General features: G+C 56.9%; 20 protein-coding genes and 1 pseudogene. 20 read left to right on the top strand and 1 reads right to left on the bottom strand.

The features are described from left to right. The 20 genes and pseudogenes from BSG20_RS32405 to BSG20_RS32315 all read left to right on the top strand — a co-directional run. Positions 1 to 662: cytochrome P450 (locus tag BSG20_RS32405; protein ID WP_143147581.1), on the top strand; the 662-nt coding region annotated here is incomplete at its 5' end. 324 nt (positions 663 to 986) lie between these two features. Next, the gene (locus tag BSG20_RS32400; RefSeq protein ID WP_072381901.1) at positions 987 to 1355 is read left to right on the top strand and encodes a hypothetical protein; all 369 of its coding nucleotides are present in this window, start codon (positions 987 to 989) and stop codon (positions 1353 to 1355) included. Between the two features lie 236 nt (positions 1356 to 1591). Continuing rightward, positions 1592 to 2170, top strand: coding sequence for a nuclear transport factor 2 family protein (locus BSG20_RS32395; RefSeq protein WP_083540051.1), 579 nt, complete (start codon positions 1592 to 1594; stop codon positions 2168 to 2170). A 346-nt stretch (positions 2171 to 2516) separates the two neighbouring features. Then, positions 2517 to 2672 (top strand): annotated as a pseudogene (locus BSG20_RS39050) (SDR family NAD(P)-dependent oxidoreductase); the annotation flags it as partial. 14 nt (positions 2673 to 2686) lie between these two features. Continuing rightward, the gene (locus BSG20_RS39045) at positions 2687 to 2902 is read left to right on the top strand and encodes an SDR family oxidoreductase (protein WP_072381895.1); all 216 of its coding nucleotides are present in this window, start codon (positions 2687 to 2689) and stop codon (positions 2900 to 2902) included. Positions 2903 to 2924: 22 nt separating this feature from the next. After that, positions 2925 to 3158: a hypothetical protein gene (locus BSG20_RS39040; RefSeq protein ID WP_368681551.1), complete on the top strand. Its 234-nt coding sequence runs from the start codon at positions 2925 to 2927 to the stop codon at positions 3156 to 3158. A 431-nt stretch (positions 3159 to 3589) separates the two neighbouring features. After that, on the top strand, positions 3590 to 4645 hold the full coding sequence (locus tag BSG20_RS32380; RefSeq protein ID WP_072381893.1) for an LLM class flavin-dependent oxidoreductase: 1056 nt from the start codon (positions 3590 to 3592) through the stop codon (positions 4643 to 4645). An 894-nt stretch (positions 4646 to 5539) separates the two neighbouring features. Beyond that, positions 5540 to 6433, top strand: coding sequence for a nitrogenase iron protein (gene nifH / locus BSG20_RS32375; protein WP_027513822.1), 894 nt, complete (start codon positions 5540 to 5542; stop codon positions 6431 to 6433). Between the two features lie 108 nt (positions 6434 to 6541). Next, positions 6542 to 8044 (top strand): nitrogenase molybdenum-iron protein alpha chain, encoded by a 1503-nt coding sequence (nifD, locus tag BSG20_RS32370; protein ID WP_072381892.1) that lies wholly within the window; start codon positions 6542 to 6544, stop codon positions 8042 to 8044. Between the two features lie 100 nt (positions 8045 to 8144). Continuing rightward, complete coding sequence (nifK, locus tag BSG20_RS32365; RefSeq protein WP_072381890.1) at positions 8145 to 9686, top strand: nitrogenase molybdenum-iron protein subunit beta; 1542 nt, start codon at positions 8145 to 8147, stop codon at positions 9684 to 9686. Between the two features lie 53 nt (positions 9687 to 9739). Further along, entirely contained in the window at positions 9740 to 11206 is a 1467-nt protein-coding gene (nifE, locus tag BSG20_RS32360) for a nitrogenase iron-molybdenum cofactor biosynthesis protein NifE (protein WP_072381888.1), read from the top strand. 10 nt (positions 11207 to 11216) lie between these two features. Further along, on the top strand, positions 11217 to 12599 hold the full coding sequence (nifN, locus tag BSG20_RS32355) for a nitrogenase iron-molybdenum cofactor biosynthesis protein NifN (RefSeq protein ID WP_072381905.1): 1383 nt from the start codon (positions 11217 to 11219) through the stop codon (positions 12597 to 12599). Continuing rightward, on the top strand, positions 12565 to 13062 hold the full coding sequence (gene nifX, locus BSG20_RS32350; RefSeq protein ID WP_072381886.1) for a nitrogen fixation protein NifX: 498 nt from the start codon (positions 12565 to 12567) through the stop codon (positions 13060 to 13062). Before nifN ends, nifX begins: the two co-directional genes overlap by 35 nt. Positions 13063 to 13066: 4 nt before the next feature. Next, entirely contained in the window at positions 13067 to 13552 is a 486-nt protein-coding gene (locus BSG20_RS32345) for a NifX-associated nitrogen fixation protein (protein ID WP_072381903.1), read from the top strand. Between the two features lie 26 nt (positions 13553 to 13578). Further along, positions 13579 to 13782, top strand: a complete 204-nt coding sequence (locus BSG20_RS32340; protein ID WP_072381884.1) for a CCE_0567 family metalloprotein — start codon at positions 13579 to 13581, stop codon at positions 13780 to 13782. Next, the gene (gene fdxB / locus BSG20_RS32335) at positions 13779 to 14096 is read left to right on the top strand and encodes a ferredoxin III, nif-specific (protein ID WP_072381882.1); all 318 of its coding nucleotides are present in this window, start codon (positions 13779 to 13781) and stop codon (positions 14094 to 14096) included. The genes BSG20_RS32340 and fdxB overlap by 4 nt, the downstream gene beginning before the upstream one ends. Before the next feature lie 82 nt (positions 14097 to 14178). Continuing rightward, positions 14179 to 14319: an exopolysaccharide production repressor protein gene (locus BSG20_RS38040; protein ID WP_083540050.1), complete on the top strand. Its 141-nt coding sequence runs from the start codon at positions 14179 to 14181 to the stop codon at positions 14317 to 14319. Positions 14320 to 14719: 400 nt separating this feature from the next. Next, positions 14720 to 14932, top strand: coding sequence for a hypothetical protein (locus BSG20_RS32325; RefSeq protein WP_208611021.1), 213 nt, complete (start codon positions 14720 to 14722; stop codon positions 14930 to 14932). Between the two features lie 384 nt (positions 14933 to 15316). Further along, a complete protein-coding gene (locus BSG20_RS36045; RefSeq protein WP_244541509.1) occupies positions 15317 to 16012 on the top strand; it encodes an MATE family efflux transporter in 696 nt (231 codons plus the stop codon). Positions 16013 to 16077: 65 nt separating this feature from the next. Continuing rightward, positions 16078 to 16749: a 4'-phosphopantetheinyl transferase family protein gene (locus BSG20_RS32315; RefSeq protein WP_244541510.1), complete on the top strand. Its 672-nt coding sequence runs from the start codon at positions 16078 to 16080 to the stop codon at positions 16747 to 16749. 190 nt (positions 16750 to 16939) lie between these two features. Here BSG20_RS32315 and BSG20_RS32310 read toward each other — a convergent pair. Further along, the coding region (locus BSG20_RS32310; protein WP_177309915.1) for a carbonic anhydrase family protein at positions 16940 to 17113 on the bottom strand (174 nt) is incomplete at its 5' end.

The following is a 17113-nucleotide window of genomic DNA, read 5'->3' as shown; positions in this document are numbered from 1 at the left end:
ATTTCATGACGTTCGTCGTGCGGGCGCAGGTTGAGGGTCGCTCCCTGACAAACGAGGAAGTCCGCGGTATCGGCGTGCTATTCTTGATTGCGGGACTAGACACGGTCGCTGCCGCGATAGGCTTTGATCTGGCCTATCTCGCACGCAATCCAGAGGATCAGGAATTGCTACGGAGAGAACCGGACCGGATCGCGCTCGCGGTTGAAGAGCTGTTGCGCGCCTATTCAACCGTTCAGATTATTCGTGTGGCTACGAAAGATGTCGAATTTGAAGGTGTATCGATCCGTAAGGGAGACTTCGTTTCCTGCGCCACGATGATTGCCAACCGCGACCCCGCCGAATTTAAGTGCCCTGACACGATCGACCTGACACGACGGGGCAACCGCCACATAGCGTATGGCTATGGTCCTCATCTTTGCCTGGGAGCAAATCTTGCCCGGCGGGAGATTGCCATAGGGGTCCATGAATGGCTGGCGCGGATCCCCACCTTTCGGATCAAGGAAGGTACGGCGCCCATTACTCATGGGGGCCATGTATTCGGAGTTCAAAATTTGATTCTGACCTGGTCCCGGCCGACTCGAACGGAACCGGTAGAGAGAAACGAAGAGCCATCGCACTCGCCAACCGTCGGCATTCTTTCTGCGTCAAGCCACGGCATGTGATGTGCTAAACGGAACGAAGTTTCGTATAAGGTCCGGGGGAGCGTAGCAGTTTTAAACGAGAGCGCCGACAATTTTGTCGGCTTTGTCGCATCCACAACACAGCCTTCTTTGGTCGAATCTTTGCCTTTATCTAAGGCTAGATAGCTGAAAAGAAAACATAAAATCTTTTTTAGCGCCGTCAGCCGAACTGGCATGAGTCTTGAACCTCCTTAAAGGCGTGGCCCGGCTAGCATTCACGTCGATGGGCAACCGCGATCGCTGGAGAGCGTAAACTGGTCGTGATGCGAAATGCACGGACAAAACCATTGTCTACCGAGGAAAGAAATGACGAGGATCGCAGAAAAGCCTTTTGAAGCTGTCGAAAAACCACCCTTAGACCGCGCCAGAGCGACCGATTGCGGAGGCGAGCAGCTGGCGCCGGTTCTTGACGCCCAGAAAATGTTCAAGCCCATCATCGAGACCACTATCAGGATCGGTAACCCACTGTCGCCGATTGCTGCACTGCAGGCCAACGTCTGCGCCGAATTTTCGCATCTACAAGCACCGATTGGGGCGACGTCGGCGTCCGAAGTGGTCGAACGGCAGTCGGCCGTCCTGCGCAAGCGCGTCGACATGGCTATTGAGCAGACCAGGAAACTCCAGGCGCTGAACCAATTTCGCCGTCGTTCGGGGCAAAAAAGGTCGGACCGATGATGTATGGCGCACTATTCGTATCGGGGCTGGTGGCCTGTGTAATGATGATCCTCGTGATCGGGCACGAAGCGAAAAAGACGGATAACGGTGCCCCGCGATCCGCCGTCTATGGCCATCAGAGCTAGGTGTTGCCGGGCTTTAAGTTTACGCCGACGCCAAAAATACGAAACCTTGGCTGCGCAGGTGAAGGCATGAAAACGCCACTTCCAACCTCAGAACCCCAAATGAATGAGCCGATGGACCAAGCAAGCATAACCGAACTACTCGACCGCGAGGCGATCCGCGACTGCCTCTATCGGTATTGCCGCGGGATCGACCGGGCGGATGAGGCGGCGCTGCGGAGTGCGTACTGGCCGGATGCGCATGACAATCATGGTGCCTATACCGGCTCGGCCGAGGGCTTCATCCGACTTGCACTAGGTATCTTCAAGACCGGACCGCGTAATGTCCATCAGATAGCGAATATACTGATCGAATTCTCCGGCCCGTCAGAGGCAGCAGTCGAGAGCTATTTCATGGCGCTGCAACGCGGGCCGGACAAGGCCGGTGAGATATGCCAGATGCTCCTGTGCGGCCGCTACTGTGATCTGTTTCACAAGAGGGAAGGGGAGTGGCGCATCGCCGAACGAACCGTGATCTACGATTGGTTTGAGCAACAGAGCCCACCCGCGCCTCCAGAATGCGAAAGGTTTGGATCGCGGCAGCCGATTGGAGCGCCTCATCCGAATGATCCAGTTTATGCGCTTTTGAAGGGCATCATACCTTCGAAAAATCACCTGGAGAACCGGACCGGCATCGGAGGCGAAGGACCATGATTAATCTGCGACACCCAGCGTTCCCTGCTGCCGACGTCTGCTCGGTGAAGATGCGCTTAAATGGTCGTCTGTTCAGGGTCATGACCCCGCCAGCCACGTATTCGGGCATCGAGAGCCCGATGCTGGCGCAGCAACTACGAGATCCCAACGAAGTCCCACCTCAAATCGAGCCACGCCCTCGCCGACAATATCTTGCCGAGAGGACGGCCGGTGTTTTGCCCTACAAGTGCAGCCTCATCCCCAAGGGTGGCGTTGGAACGCAGCGGATCTGCATAAAGCAGAATCCGGCGTCGCCTGCTAGTGCTGGTCTACCGAGACAGATCACTCCTCGCCGAGAGGACTTCTCGTGAAACAGCTAGGACGCGTCGTCGTGGTTACAGGTGCTGCAGGCGGGATTGGCCGTGCGCTTGTCGATATTTTTGCCACGGGTGGAGACACTGTCGTCGCGGTCGACATTCCGGACAGCGGCGTGCTTGAAATGAGCTGCCAGCTCGGCCATCCGCATCTCGGTCTTGAGTGCGACGTCTCTCGCAAGCAGACCTCCTCTCTCTTTACAGCCATATTGAAAAGCGGTTCTCGCACATTGGAGAGCTTGTCAACAATGCGGCTGTGGGGCCTGATCTTGCTGCGACAGTTGACACTTGTGCCCAAGATTTTCAACTCGCGCTGGAGATAAACCTCATTGGACCTTACATCATGGCGCGCGAAACGGCGCGGCGGATGAAGCCTTGAGCTGTCATCGTAAACGTGGGCAATGGCATGCGCATGGGCGTCACGCGGCATCCGCGTGACGGCGATAGCGCCCGGTTACGTGCGCACTCCGATGATCGCGGAGTTAGAACGCGTGGGCAAAATTGATCTCGCGAAGTCAGGGGCCGCGTACCAAAGGGGCGCATGGCTCGGCCCGACGAGGTCGCTCGGGCGGTTCGTCTTTTGGTTAGTGCGCAGGCAGTGTACATCACCGGATCGACGCTGGTCGGCGGCTTGACCTCGTCCAGCGCGCGGACGCGCCAGCAGTGATCTGAGATGCGTGAGTACCGGGAATTGCCCAGGCGACCGGTCGCGCCCGTCAAGCTCCCGCTCACGTGGCTTGCGACGTGGCCTGATCGAGACGGAACGTCTCATTGGATCAGCTTCAGCCTTCCACGCGGCGGCTGACGGTGATTGGCAATAGCGGCTTGCGGCGAGGTGGTCGACTACTCCCCATCAAAGCGGGATCGACCCCGCGGCCGCCAAGAGCTGCGCGCATCATCTGATCTTCCCCACCGCGAACAAGAACCGAAGGACGAAAAAAAACTGGCTAGCGCAAGGAAGAGACTTAGCCGATCGGCGCCAATGCCGGTCAAAACATAACCGAACTCAAGGAAAAACTCCGAATGGCGGTGTTTTCCCCTTGAGTTCTTTCATTGGAGAACATTCATGGAATTCGCAACATTCATGCTGGCCACTCAGCGCGGTTACCATCAATCGTCCGATAGCGTCATCCACGACGCCATTGAACAGACCATCCTTTCGGAGCAGGCCGGCTTCAATACCGCCTGGTTCGCGGAACACCACTTCAACAATTACTGCCTAGTTCCGTCGCCCTTGATGATGGTCGCTCATTGCGCCGGTGTGACCACCACCATTCGCCTCGGCACTGCTGTCTGCGTGCTTCCGCTTTATCAGCCGCAGCGCCTGCTCGCCGAGATCGGCTTCGCCGATGTGGTTGCAAGCGGCCGCCTCGAGCTCGGTGTTGGCTCAGGGTATCAGCAGTTCGAATTCGAGCGCTTCGGCGTCAACATCGATGAGGCGCCGGCCATATTTTCGGAATACCTGGACATCTTGCTCAAAGGTCTCAATCAACATGTCTTCTCGCACAACGGCCACTTCATGCAGCTACCCCCCACGGCGATATCGGTCCCCACCATTCAAAAGCCCGCCCCGCCGATCTGGATCGCAACTGCGTCTACGCGTAGCATGCGCCGAGCTTATCGTGAGGGACATAATCTTTTCGTAACCGCGTTACACGACGGTTTGGAGATTTTGGGCGCGGTGCGGGGAACCATTCAGAAGGCGGCAGCTTCCGAGGGCAAGAGCCCTAGCGACGCCAAGGTATCGCTGCTGCGCTGCTGTTACGCCAGCGATGATGGAGCGGAGATCGACCGGTATCTCGACAACGCCCGTTTCCAGCGCCGGCTATCCGAAGCGCTGTATCAGCGTCGCCAGCAGAGCCAGGATGGCTATATGCTGCAGGCAAGGCCGACGCAGCAGGATCTGTCTTTCGAGACTATGCTCCACAACTTGCCGATCGGCAGCATAAACCGAGTAATTGATCGCCTCCTGCAAGAAGTCGAAGTCCTGAAGCCGGACCAGATTGCCATTCAGACTCAGTTGGGAGACCTCGACCAGAATACAATGCTGCGTCAGATAGAGCTCTGGGGAGAAAAGATCATCCCAGCAGTCAACAAATCGCTTGGTCATCTGGAGGTTTGAGGCACTACGGTTCGTCTGCTTGATTATTTCAAGCGCCGCGCATGCGCGATAGGGGCCTCCGCAAACCGACACAATGGCGTTGCGGGTGCACAATGACGCTGGGCATATGGTGTAGCTAACGCCGATGTCACAGCGCATGCTGGATTATCGTCAAGAGCCGATGGGAGACAGCGTTATCGGGCGGATGGTCGGGTAGTTCGTCGCGTCCGGCTTCGCGCTAGGTCCTCGTCCGGGTCGAATGGTCGATGTACGCGCGGCGAGGTCTCTGCTTGAGCAATCACAACCAATCCAAACTGGCCGTCGGTCCCTGCGACCGGTCACCTGCGCGACCTGAAAAAAGAACTGTCTCCGCCAATTTCCTGCAATTGTACACTGAAGTACCGGTGACTGTTTAAAAACCTACTCTCACATCCCAAACACTACCGGACGTAATATCGTGACGCTTGAAAGGTGAAGCCGCGCGCAATCCGCTATAGCCGTCGAGCTTTCCAGTCCCACTGCCTAAAACCGTGACACCACGGGCCATTGAGGCTCGGTGTAGCAAATAGGTTTTTCGGAACTGCTGTCTGGCATACTACATTTGAACCAAACCGAGCACTTCAATCTGAGAGGGCCTGCGCCCTAGACCAGCACAAACTCGTCGCCGTTCTGACTTGTGATAACCAACTCATGACACCGTCGTAACCTTTGTCGGGTCCGCGACAAGGCTTTATTTCCTTAAGCGGCGCCCCTTTGCCGTCTAAATAGCTGGAATAGCAGCAAATATTTTTTGTCCACCTCAATCTAGCTGCTTGGCACGACTCTTGAAACACTTCAGGCGAGGCGGCGGAAGCTGCCGGCGGCATCCACGTTGCGGGCAACCGCATTGGTTCAAACAAGTGAAGGAAAGAAAGCATGGCAGCTCTGCGTCAGATCGCATTCTATGGGAAGGGTGGCATTGGCAAGTCCACCACATCCCAAAATACGCTCGCCGCTCTTGTTGACCTCGGGCAGAGAATCCTCATCGTTGGCTGCGACCCAAAGGCAGACTCCACCCGACTTATCCTGAACTCGAAGGCCCAGGACACGGTTCTGGATCTTGCGGCAAAGGAAGGTTCGGTGGAAGACCTCGAGGTCGAAGACGTGCTCAAGGTTGGCTACAGAGGTATCAAATGCGTGGAGTCTGGCGGTCCCGAGCCAGGCGTCGGCTGCGCCGGACGCGGCGTTATCACATCGATAAACTTTCTAGAAGAGAACGGCGCCTACGACAATGTCGACTACGTCTCCTACGACGTCCTCGGCGACGTGGTGTGCGGCGGCTTCGCGATGCCTATCCGCGAAAACAAGGCTCAAGAAATTTACATCGTAATGTCTGGTGAGATGATGGCCCTCTATGCCGCCAACAACATCGCCAGGGGTATTCTGAAATATGCCAGCGCCGGCAGCGTGCGTTTGGGCGGCCTGATTTGTAACGAGCGTCAGACCGACCGCGAGCTCGACCTCGCCGAAGCGCTGGCTGCCAAGCTTAATTCCAAGCTCATTCACTTTGTGCCGCGCGATAACATCGTCCAGCACGCTGAGCTCAGAAAGATGACGGTGATCCAATATGCGCCGGAATCTCAGCAGGCAGCGGAATATCGCGCACTGGCTGAAAAGATCCATGCAAATTCGGGCCAGGGCACCGTCCCGACCCCCATCACCATGGAGGAACTGGAGGACATGCTGCTCGACTTCGGCATCATGAAGACCGACGAGCAGATGCTTGCCGAGCTTCACGCCAAGGAAGCGAAGGCGGCAGCCGTCCACTAACAGGCCTGCCGACAGGGGCGGCGCGCAGCTTTACGCAGCGCGCCATTCCACGCACCAATGCCTCGTTGATGAGGCTTCATCCGAACCTTTAAAAAGGGGACAGGCCCAATGAGCCTCGACTACGAGAATAACAGTGATTTCCACGCGAAGCTTATCGAGGACGTGCTGTCGCAGTATCCCGACAAGGCGGCGAAGCGTCGCAGTAAGCACCTCGGTGTCGCAACGGGCGGAGAGGGATCCAGCGAGGGCGCGAACGCGGTTTCCGAATGCGACGTAAAGTCGAACATTAAGTCCGTTCCAGGCGTGATGACGATCCGCGGCTGCGCCTATGCCGGCTCAAAAGGCGTCGTTTGGGGACCGATTAAGGATATGGTTCACATCTCGCATGGGCCGGTCGGCTGCGGCCAATATTCCTGGTCACAGCGCCGCAATTACTACGTCGGCCTGACAGGCGTCGACACTTTCGTGACAATGCAGTTCACCTCCGACTTCCAGGAGAAGGACATCGTTTTCGGTGGCGACAAAAAGCTGGAGAAGGTCATCGATGAGATCGAGGAACTGTTTCCGCTTAATAACGGCGTCACCTTGCAGTCCGAATGCCCAATTGGCCTGATTGGCGACGACATCGAGGCTGTATCGCGAAAGAAAGCAAAGGAGCACAAGAAAACCATTGTGCCGGTGCGCTGCGAGGGCTTCCGTGGTGTGTCGCAATCGCTAGGTCATCACATCGCCAACGACGCGATCCGCGATTGGGTCTTCGACAAGAAACAGGTGGAATTCGAGTCCGGTCCCTTCGACGTTAACGTGATAGGTGATTACAACATCGGCGGCGATGCATGGGCCTCCCGCATTCTGCTCGAGGAGGTCGGGCTGCGTGTGGTCGGCAATTGGTCCGGGGATGCCACGCTCGCCGAAGTCGAGCGCGCACCGAAGGCCAAGCTCAACCTCATTCACTGCTACCGGTCGATGAATTACATATCTCGGCACATGGAGGAAAAATATGGCATTCCCTGGATGGAGTATAATTTTTTCGGTCCGTCCCAGATCGAAGCCTCTTTGCGCAGCATAGCCAAGCATTTCGGGCCGGAGATCGAGGATCGGACTGAGAAGGTCATCGCCAAGTACCAGCCCTTCGTCCAGGCTGTGACCGAGAAGTACCAGCCGCGCCTAGATGGCAAAAGGGTGATGCTTTACGTCGGCGGTTTGCGCCCCCGTCACGTCATTACCGCCTACGAGGACCTCGGCATGGAGATCGTAGGCACCGGCTACGAATTCGGCCACGGCGACGACTATCAGCGCACCGGCCACTATGTCAAAAAGGGCACGCTGATCTACGACGATGTGACCGGTTACGAACTGGAGAAGTTCATCGAGGGGATTCGCCCCGACCTCGTCGGCTCAGGCATCAAGGAGAAATACCCGGTACAGAAGATGGGCATTCCGTTCCGTCAGATGCACTCCTGGGATTATTCCGGCCCCTATCACGGCTATGACGGCTTCGCCATCTTCGCCCGCGACATGGATCTCGCTATCAACAATCCGGTCTGGGGTCTCTACGACGCGCCCTGGAAAAAAAAGGCGCCGCCTGCAACGGCAGTTGCAGCCGAATAGGAGCCCGGTCTCTCGCGGCAAACGGTCGCGGGAGACCTGAAAAATCTCGAAGGTTTCTGTGTCGCCGCAAGTCGCGGCCAGATTTAAAAAGGTGACCACTATGCCGCAATCGGCCGAAAAAGTTCTCGATCACGCTCCTCTGTTCCGCGAGCCGGAATACAGGCAAATGCTTGCCGAGAAAAAGCTGAATTTCGAATGTCCACACCCGGACCAGGTTGTTTCGGATCAACGCGAGTTCACCAAGACCTGGGAATATCGCGAAAAAAATCTAGCCCGCGAAGCGCTTGTCGTGAACCCTGCCAAGGCCTGCCAGCCGCTCGGCGCAGTTTTCGCTGCGGCCGGATTTGAGCGGACGATGTCGTTTGTCCATGGCAGTCAGGGCTGCGTTGCTTACTATCGATCGCACCTGTCGCGCCATTTCAAGGAACCGTCATCTGCGGTCTCATCTTCCATGACAGAAGACGCGGCTGTATTTGGCGGGTTGAAGAATATGGTCGACGGTCTCGCCAATACTTATAAGCTCTACGACCCGAAGATGATCGCGGTCTCGACCACCTGTATGGCAGAGGTCATCGGCGATGACCTGCACGGCTTTATTGAAAATGCAAAAAACGAGGGCTCCGTCCCGCGCGATTTCGACGTGCCCTTCGCCCACACGCCCGCCTTCGTCGGCAGCCATGTCGATGGCTATGACAGCATGGTAAAAGGCGTGCTCGAGAATTTCTGGAAGGGCACGGCGCGCACGCAAGTCGCTGCTTGCATCAACATCGTTCCGGGCTTCGACGGCTTCTGCGTTGGTAATAATCGCGAATTAAAGCGGCTACTCGATATTATGCGGGTGACCTACGTGTTCATCCAGGACGCCTCCGACCAATTCGATACGCCTTCCGACGGTGAGTTCCGCATGTACGACGGAGGAACCAAGATCGAGGACGTGAAAGCGGCGCTGAACGCGGAGGCGACACTGTCGCTGCAGCACTACAATACGCGCAAGACGCTGGAATATTGCAACGAGATCGGACAGGCGACGGCTTCCTTTCACTATCCGCTCGGCGTCACGGCGACCGACGAATTGCTGATGAAGATATCGGAGATTTCCAGGAGGGAAATTCCTGAGGCAATCCGCCTGGAGCGCGGACGACTGATCGATGCAATGGCTGACAGCCAGTCCTGGTTACATGGCAAAAAATACGCGATCTACGGCGATCCGGACTTCGTTTACGCCATGGCGCGGTTCATCATGGAGACCGGTGGCGAGCCAACACACTGCCTCGCCACAAACGGCACCTCAGCCTGGGAGGCCGAGATGAAGGAACTGTTCGCATCCTCGCCCTTCGGCAAGGATGCACAGGTGTGGGCGGGCAAAGATCTCTGGGCAATGCGCTCACTGCTTTTCACCGAGCCGGTGGATCTGCTGATTGGCAATTCCTATGGCAAGTATCTTGAGCGCGACACTGGCACGCCACTGGTTCGGCTGACGTTTCCGATCTTCGACAGGCACCACCACCACCGCTTTCCCATCATGGGCTACCAAGGCGGATTACGTCTATTAACGACCATCCTCGACAAGATCTTCGACAAACTCGATTGCGAGACGATGCAGCCGGGTGTGACGGATTATTCGTACGACCTCACTCGCTAAGAGCGGCGGCCGGCTAGGTCGGCCATCTCCCAACCGAACTTGAAGGCCAATGCATGTCCTCGCTCACCGTCAAAATCCAAGATGTCTTCGACGAGCCTGCCTGCGAGGGAAATCGCAACAAGGACCCCAAGACGCGCAAAAAGGGCTGCTCCAAGCCGTTGATCCCTGGAGCGACAGCCGGCGGCTGCGCTTTCGACGGCGCCAAGGTTGTGCTGCAGCCGATCACTGACGTCGCGCATCTGATACACGCGCCGCTCGCCTGCGAAGGCAATTCCTGGGACAATCGCGGGGCTGCATCGTCTGGTCCCACGCTATGGCGCACCAGTTTCACCACCGATCTTACCGAACTCGATATAGTAATGGGCCACAGTGAGCGGAAGCTCTTCAAAGCGATCCGCGAGATCAAGGAAGGCTATGCGCCGGCTGCAATCTTCGTCTATGCAACCTGCGTTACGGCGATGATCGGTGACGACATCGAGGCGGTTTGTAAGCGCGCGGCGGAAAAGTTCGCCATACCGGTGGTGCCGGTCAATGCGCCGGGGTTCACGGGTTCGAAGAACCTCGGTAACAAACTCGCCGGGGAGGCGTTACTCGACCATGTCATAGGTACGGTAGAGCCGGATGACCCCGGCCCTCACGACATCAATATCCTTGGCGAATTCAACCTCTCAGGCGAATTCTGGCTGGTGAAGCCGCTCTTGGACAGGCTTGGCATCCGTGTCCGCGCCTGCATTCCGGGCGACGCGCGCTATCTGCAGGTTGCTTCCGCGCACCGCGCACGTGCAGCTATGATGGTGTGCTCGACCGCTCTGATCAATCTCGCTCGCAAGATGGAGGAGCGCTGGGACATTCCCTTTTTCGAGGGCTCCTTCTACGGCATTTCCGCCACCTCTGAAGCGCTGCGGCGGATCGCTCAATTGCTCGTAATGAAAGGCGCCGACACCGAGCTTCTCAATCGCACGGAAGCGCTGGTCGTGGATGAAGAGGAAACAGCGTGGAAGAGGCTGGAAGTCTACCGCCCCCGGCTCGAAGGCAAGCGCGTGCTTCTCAACACTGGGGGCGTGAAATCCTGGTCGGTCGTCCAATCGTTAATGGAAATCGGCATGGAGATCGTCGGCACATCGGTCAAGAAATCGACGGCCGATGATAAGGAGCGCATCAAGCAAATTCTAAAGGACGAAAACCACCTGTTCGAGTCGATGGCACCGCGCGAGCTTTACTCGATGTTGTCCGAGCAAAAGGCTGACATCATGCTGTCGGGCGGTCGCACGCAGTTTATCGCGCTGAAGGCGAAAATGCCTTGGCTCGACATCAATCAGGAGCGACATCACGCTTACGCCGGTTATGACGGCATGGTGCAGCTCGCACGCCAGATCGACCTCGCAATCCACAATCCGATCTGGGCGCAGGTGCGCGAACCTGCGCCGTGGGAGCAGGCCATGACCACGGAGGAGAAGTTGGAAGAAAGAACAGCAAATCCATCAAATTTTGCCGGCGAAACCGCCGGTGATGACTGTTGAGGTAATATTTATGGCCCGCAACCTTCCCCAAACTAAATCGGCGGCGATTAATCCTCTGAAATCGTCTCAGCCGCTGGGCGCTGCCTTCGCATTTCTTGGCATCAATGGTGCAATGCCAGTGTTCCACGGCAGCCAGGGGTGTACCAGCTTTGCGCTGGTGCTGCTCGTAAGACATTTTAAGGAACCGATCCCACTGCAGACGACGGCGATGGACGAAATTGCGATTGTCGTCGGCTGCGCGGATCACCTCGAAGAGGCCATTCTTAATCTCAAAGCCCGCTCAAAGCCCCGGCTGATCGGGATTTGCACGACGGCACTGGTAGAGACCCGCGACGAAGATATCGCTGGGGACCTGGCCACCATCAAACGCAAGCGGGCGACAGAACTCACGGGTACGGAAGTGGTGCTCGCCAGGACGCCGGACTTCGACGGTGCGATAGAAGAGGGGTGGTCCAAAGCTGTTGCCGCTATGATCGAGGGAATTACTCGGCCTCGGACGCACTATCGCGATCCGAGGAAGGTCGCGATATTGCCCGGCTGGAACATAACAGTTGCCGACATAGAGCATCTGCGCGAGACGGCCGAGGCCTTCGGGCTCAAACCGGTAATACTGCCCGATGTGTCCGGCGCGCTTGATGGCACCGTCCCCGACCACTGGATCCCCACAACGTACGGCGGCACGAAAATAGAGGACATCCGCGAGCTCGGTGCCGCGATGCAGTGCATCGCCATCGGCGAGCAGATGCGGCGACCGGCTGAAGCGTTGCAGCGGCTAACCGGCGTACCATACGTGCTGTTCGAGTCGCTCACAGGCCTAAAGAACGCGGACCGGCTTATCTGGCTGCTTACAGCAATGTCGCGCGAACAAGCGCCCGCCAATGTCCGTCGCAGCCGCATGCAGTTGCAGGATGCCATGCTCGACGGACATTTCCATCTGGCTGGCAAGAAGATCGCAATCGCCTCCGAGCCGGATCAGCTCTACCAGTTTGCTGATTTTTTCATTGGCATGGGTGCGGAAATTACAGCCGCCGTCACTACGACCGGGGCTTCAAAAATACTGAAAATAGTTCCAGCGGAGACTGTTCAGGTGGGCGATCTCAGTGACCTAGAACGCCTCGCCCCGGGGGCCGATCTTCTCGTCACGCACTCGCACGGCAGGCAAGCTGCAAAGCGTCTCGACATTCCGCTAATGCGTATCGGCTTTCCGATCTTCGACCGCCTAGGCAGTCAGCACAAGCTTACAATCCTGTATCAGGGGACGCGCGACATGATCTACGAGGTTGCCAACATTTTTCAGGCTAACCAACACCCGCCGACATCAGGCGCACCTAATCCAATTTGTAGCCGGGAATTGCAAAATGACCTCAACTCGTCGTCTCTCGCTCGTCAATGACGAGTTCCAGGAACAGCGGCCCGAAAGGCAGGTCGGCACATTGCGAGTAGCAATCGCCACTCAAGACATGAGAGGACTGAACGCGCATTTCGGGTCGGCTAAACGATTTGCCATCTACGACGTGACGCCCGACGCGTGGAGTTTCGTGGAGGCCGTAGCGTTCGATGACGTTTCCGACGAGAGCGGTATGCATCGAGCCGAAGGTGATGACCGCATCGCTCCGAAGGTGGCAGCGTTAAAGGGCTGCCAGCTCTTATTCTGTCTGGCTATCGGCGGCCCTTCGGCAGCCAAGGTTATTGCGGCAAAGATCCATCCAATCAAGGTGCCGGAGCCTGAATCCATCGACGCTGTGCTGGCGCGCATTCAAACAATGCTCAGGGCGGCTCCTCCACCTTGGCTTCGCAAGGTGCTAGCGGAAGCCGGCGCCGTCGGAAAGAAAGCCAGCTTCGAAGACGAGGACTGAAATGATGACAACGTTATCTGATCCTGCGGTTACTCCTACCGTCAATGACGACAAGATCTTCGGCACCCCGTTTATTAAATGCCTCGTGCGGCTGATCCGCGCTGAAGATTCCTATGGATTGTGGAGAGGCAAGTGCAACTCCGAACTGCTGGCCCACTTCACCGTCACGGAGGACCAGCGCCGAGCAATCCCGATCATCGGCGATCCCGATCCGCATGTCCTGTGGAAGCTCGATATTTTTTACGCCGCCGTCGGCATCGCTATCGAGGAGCGCTCGGACCTTTTGGTGTCGCGGACGATGGAGGTCAACCAGGAGGGCTTCGGGCGAGTGCTGTTTACGACCAAAAGGTTGGTCCTGCTGTCAAAGACCCTGCGTGACGTTCACCGGTTTGGCTTCAATACGCTTCGGGATTGCGCCAAAACCGGTACGAGGCTGGTCAACGATGCGGTCGCAGTCATCAAAGCATATCCGGACGTGGCGCGGGCGTGATGGGGCCCATATCGGGGAAAGAGATCATGTCAGACCTTGAAGAATTGAAGAAAAGAGTGCGGAAGCTGCAGTCGCGTGCTGGGAATGCGAAGATGGAATTGCACGATCTCGCCGAAGACCTTCCAGTCAATTGGTCTGAAATCATGGCAGTCGCGAAGAAAACTTTTCAGGCCTTTGTTGAGTTGGACGCTGCAAAAAGAGAACTCGCTGCATTGGAGAATCCAACATGACAAGCTCATGCGTGACCCGCGACGGGTCCAGATGGATGCCGGAGTATCTAACTTCCATCAATCGTGCGATGTGCATTGGCTGCGGCCGCTGCTTCAAGGTCTGCTCACGGGAGGTCATGCATCCTCACGGTATCGACGATGCAGGTGAAATTCTCGGTGTCTGCAATGGCGAGGAAGACGACTTCGATGGCGAGCTCAATCGAGTGATCATGGTCGTGGATTTTCCCGGCCGCTGTATCGGATGCGGGGCCTGCGCCCGCGTCTGTCCAAAAAACTGCCAAACTCACATCGCGGGCGGCACGATTGCCGAATGAGCGAAGAAGGAGAATGTAATGCGCTTCGGAGTCTTTCACCGCATCCTATGGCTGCTCATGTGCACTAACGCTCTCGTGGTCTATTGCGTCTCCCAATCGGAGAACGATTGTCACGACACCGGCGGTCTCGTTTCTTCTTCAGCTAGCCTATTTCGGAAGTCTGCTTTTCCTGGTTTGGCGGGCTGGCTGTGATCGCAGGACCGTGCAAAGGCCTGAGCGTTAAGCTTCTTGCGTCGAAGGCGGTACCCCAACATCGCGGGGCAGTATCAATCATTTGAACCGGCATGCCGCTTCGCACGGCGGAAAGTGCAATCGCAACCTCATTATGTCGACGCCAACACAGACGGTTCTACGAGCAGGTGAGCCTGGCCATTCCCGGGATTATGATGGGATATTGACACTGGGAACGGCCGGCATCACTAGCGCCGGACCGTAGCCGCATCCTTCGAAAATAACGCCTGTTTATACCAGCGTGAGCGATCTCTGACTCTTTTTGAGGTTTCCAAATCAGTTGAGTTCTGAATCAATACCGCGAACGGAGGTTTGCGGATGACATCTCGGGCGTGTCGAACGCCGAGTCATGAGTGCGGTCGAGATGTGCCGGATCGCTCGCCTGGGCGGGCATGTCCAGCAATGTCAGGACTGCGCGGCGCTTCCGGCGCTGGGGCGCGTCCATCGGTCCGCAGACCGAAGGGCTGATCGTCGCCATCCTCGCCAGCCGGCCGCATCCGGAACAAGGCTTCAGAACATGCCTCGGCATCCTGCGCCTTTATCGCGACATCGGCCGCGATCGCGCCGAGGCCGTTTCGGCGCGTGCCGTCGAGATCGGCGCCTGACCTGCAAGACCATTGCCTCGCTCATCGCCACCACAAGGGCGCAAGGCTGCAACAGTATAACTATTCTCGCATTGATGGATCATTGGCCACGTCAACTGCGATTAAATTGCAGAATAACCTGACGGAAGTCATTCGGGAGATTTGCAATATACAAAAGTGACTCACTGGACTCCAGTATTGGATCAAAGCAGGAGCTAAGATGAAATCGGTCGGGTTAGAACGCATCGAGAAAGATGCCATGGTGCCACTTGTTCTTAGACTTGCCGTGCCAACCATTGTGAAACTTTGCGTTTGTGCGGCCTACCAGCTTCTGAATGCTTTCTTCGTTCGACGTCTTGGGGCAAACCACCTTTGCCGCACCGCTGCTCCTGTTGCGGCGGAACCATGACGATCATCGGCGCGTGGACCCCGCTCCAGCCGGTACCGTCGCTGGCGAAAGATTGCGGATCGTCATGTCATCGATCATGCGTCGGCGGAGCGGGCTCTTATCTCTGTCATCGTCATCTCCTGTTCAAAGGTTGGGCTAAAACAGCCCAATCCTTCAAATCAGAAGCGCATCATGCAAATCCCGCGCTCCAAATGCCGCGCAAGCGGCTTCGTTCAATCCGCACCCAAGCTGCGATAGGCTATAACATCGGTGCGGGGAGGGGCGACAGAGTGCGGCAGGCATTGACCGCAATTTTGTCGCTCTCCTTGGCGTTCTCATCGATGTGTGCCCTGATAGGTATCGCCCAATCGCATGCTTTGGCGGCCTGGTTTGTTAGCGAGTCCTCCGCTATCGCGGTTGCGGAACGCGCAATTGCTGCATTCCTCACCGCCTTTGTTTGCTTTCCTCCAATGGCAGTTACTATTGCGCTGCTTCAGGCCAAGGGCGAAGGGACACGGGCATCGCTGCTCGCAATTATGCGCCATGGCCTATTCCTGATACCACTGCTGCTAGTGTTGCCGCATTGGCTGGGCGTCAACGGTCTCATCATCAGTACCGTTCTCAGTGAGGCTGCTGCTGGTCTGACTGCCATGATCGTCCTCTATCGAGAGTGGCGGCGCTTGAGCAGAGATGAACGTTCGCTTCGCGTCTAAGGGCGCAATGCTACGTTCGGCGACGAAGTTGAATCACCACAACGGAAACAGAAGGGTCTCAATTGGTGAAGATTTGGCAGATTGATCTGAACGTTCTGCCCGACCAGTGGCCGGACTGCCTTGCCTGGCTGAATCACGAAGAGCAGGAAAAATACCATGGTTTGAAGAATCGACACGACGCGCGAAGATTTGCAGTGGCGCACGTGGCCCTACGCCGGATCTTGGCAGGTTGGTTGATTATTGAGCCCTGGGATGTGAAATTCGCGTACAGCCAATGGCGTCGCCCATACGTTCTCGGCGGGCCGTTCTTTTCGATGAGCCGGAGCGGCGGTCTGGCACTTGTCGCCGTCTCTCACCACCCTTTGCTCGGCATCGACGTCGAATGCCTCGACCAAGTCGTTGAATGGAGCTGGCTTGAGACCATTTGGTCGCCGGCAGAATGGCGACGGCTTCGGACGATGAAGAATGCTCCTGAACTACTATTGCGCCTTTGGGTTCGTAAAGAAGCCGCAGTAAAAGCTCTGGGACTTGGTCTTACCCACCCCCTGTCGCAGGTCGTGGTTCCACTCTCGGAACAGACTGGCCTCAATGGTGCGCGTCTGTGGGTTCGAAACAATCAGGTAAGCCACTGCTGGCGCCTGTACGACTTACCAACAAAGGGTGGTTTCATCGGATCGATCGTAACGGCGCGGCCTGTCGCTCCTGAAAATTTGGCAGTGCATGCGTTCCCTCCGTAGTGTACGGAGCGGAAAGATTGCCGAAAGCACAGGCCCGCAGGTTGCGCCGCCGCCGCAGGGAATATTCAATATCCCTCGGGTCGGTATGCTCGATGCGGTGCCAAAGGTAACAATGGCCAAAAGCTTTGCCTGCTGAAATCGTGCGATCGGCCCCGGTGGGGCGTTCGAAAGGCTACGAGCTCTTCTCGCTTCAGCCGGAGCTCAGGATGTAACGACGATTTGGAGTGAGGGCGGGACGTGCGTTCATCGAATAGAGCGTAATGAACCTCTTGATGTCGGCCGCATCCACCTCCACCGGTTCCTTCGCTATTATCCAATCGACGATTTCGCTGCAAGGCGGTGTGGTGAGCGATCCCTCATAGGC

This window comes from Rhizobium tibeticum, from assembly GCF_900110205.1.
Taxonomy (GTDB): Bacteria; Pseudomonadota; Alphaproteobacteria; order Rhizobiales; family Rhizobiaceae; genus Rhizobium; species Rhizobium tibeticum.
Note: the sequence above shows the minus strand (reverse complement) of the source record. Positions and strands in the feature narration are given on the sequence as shown.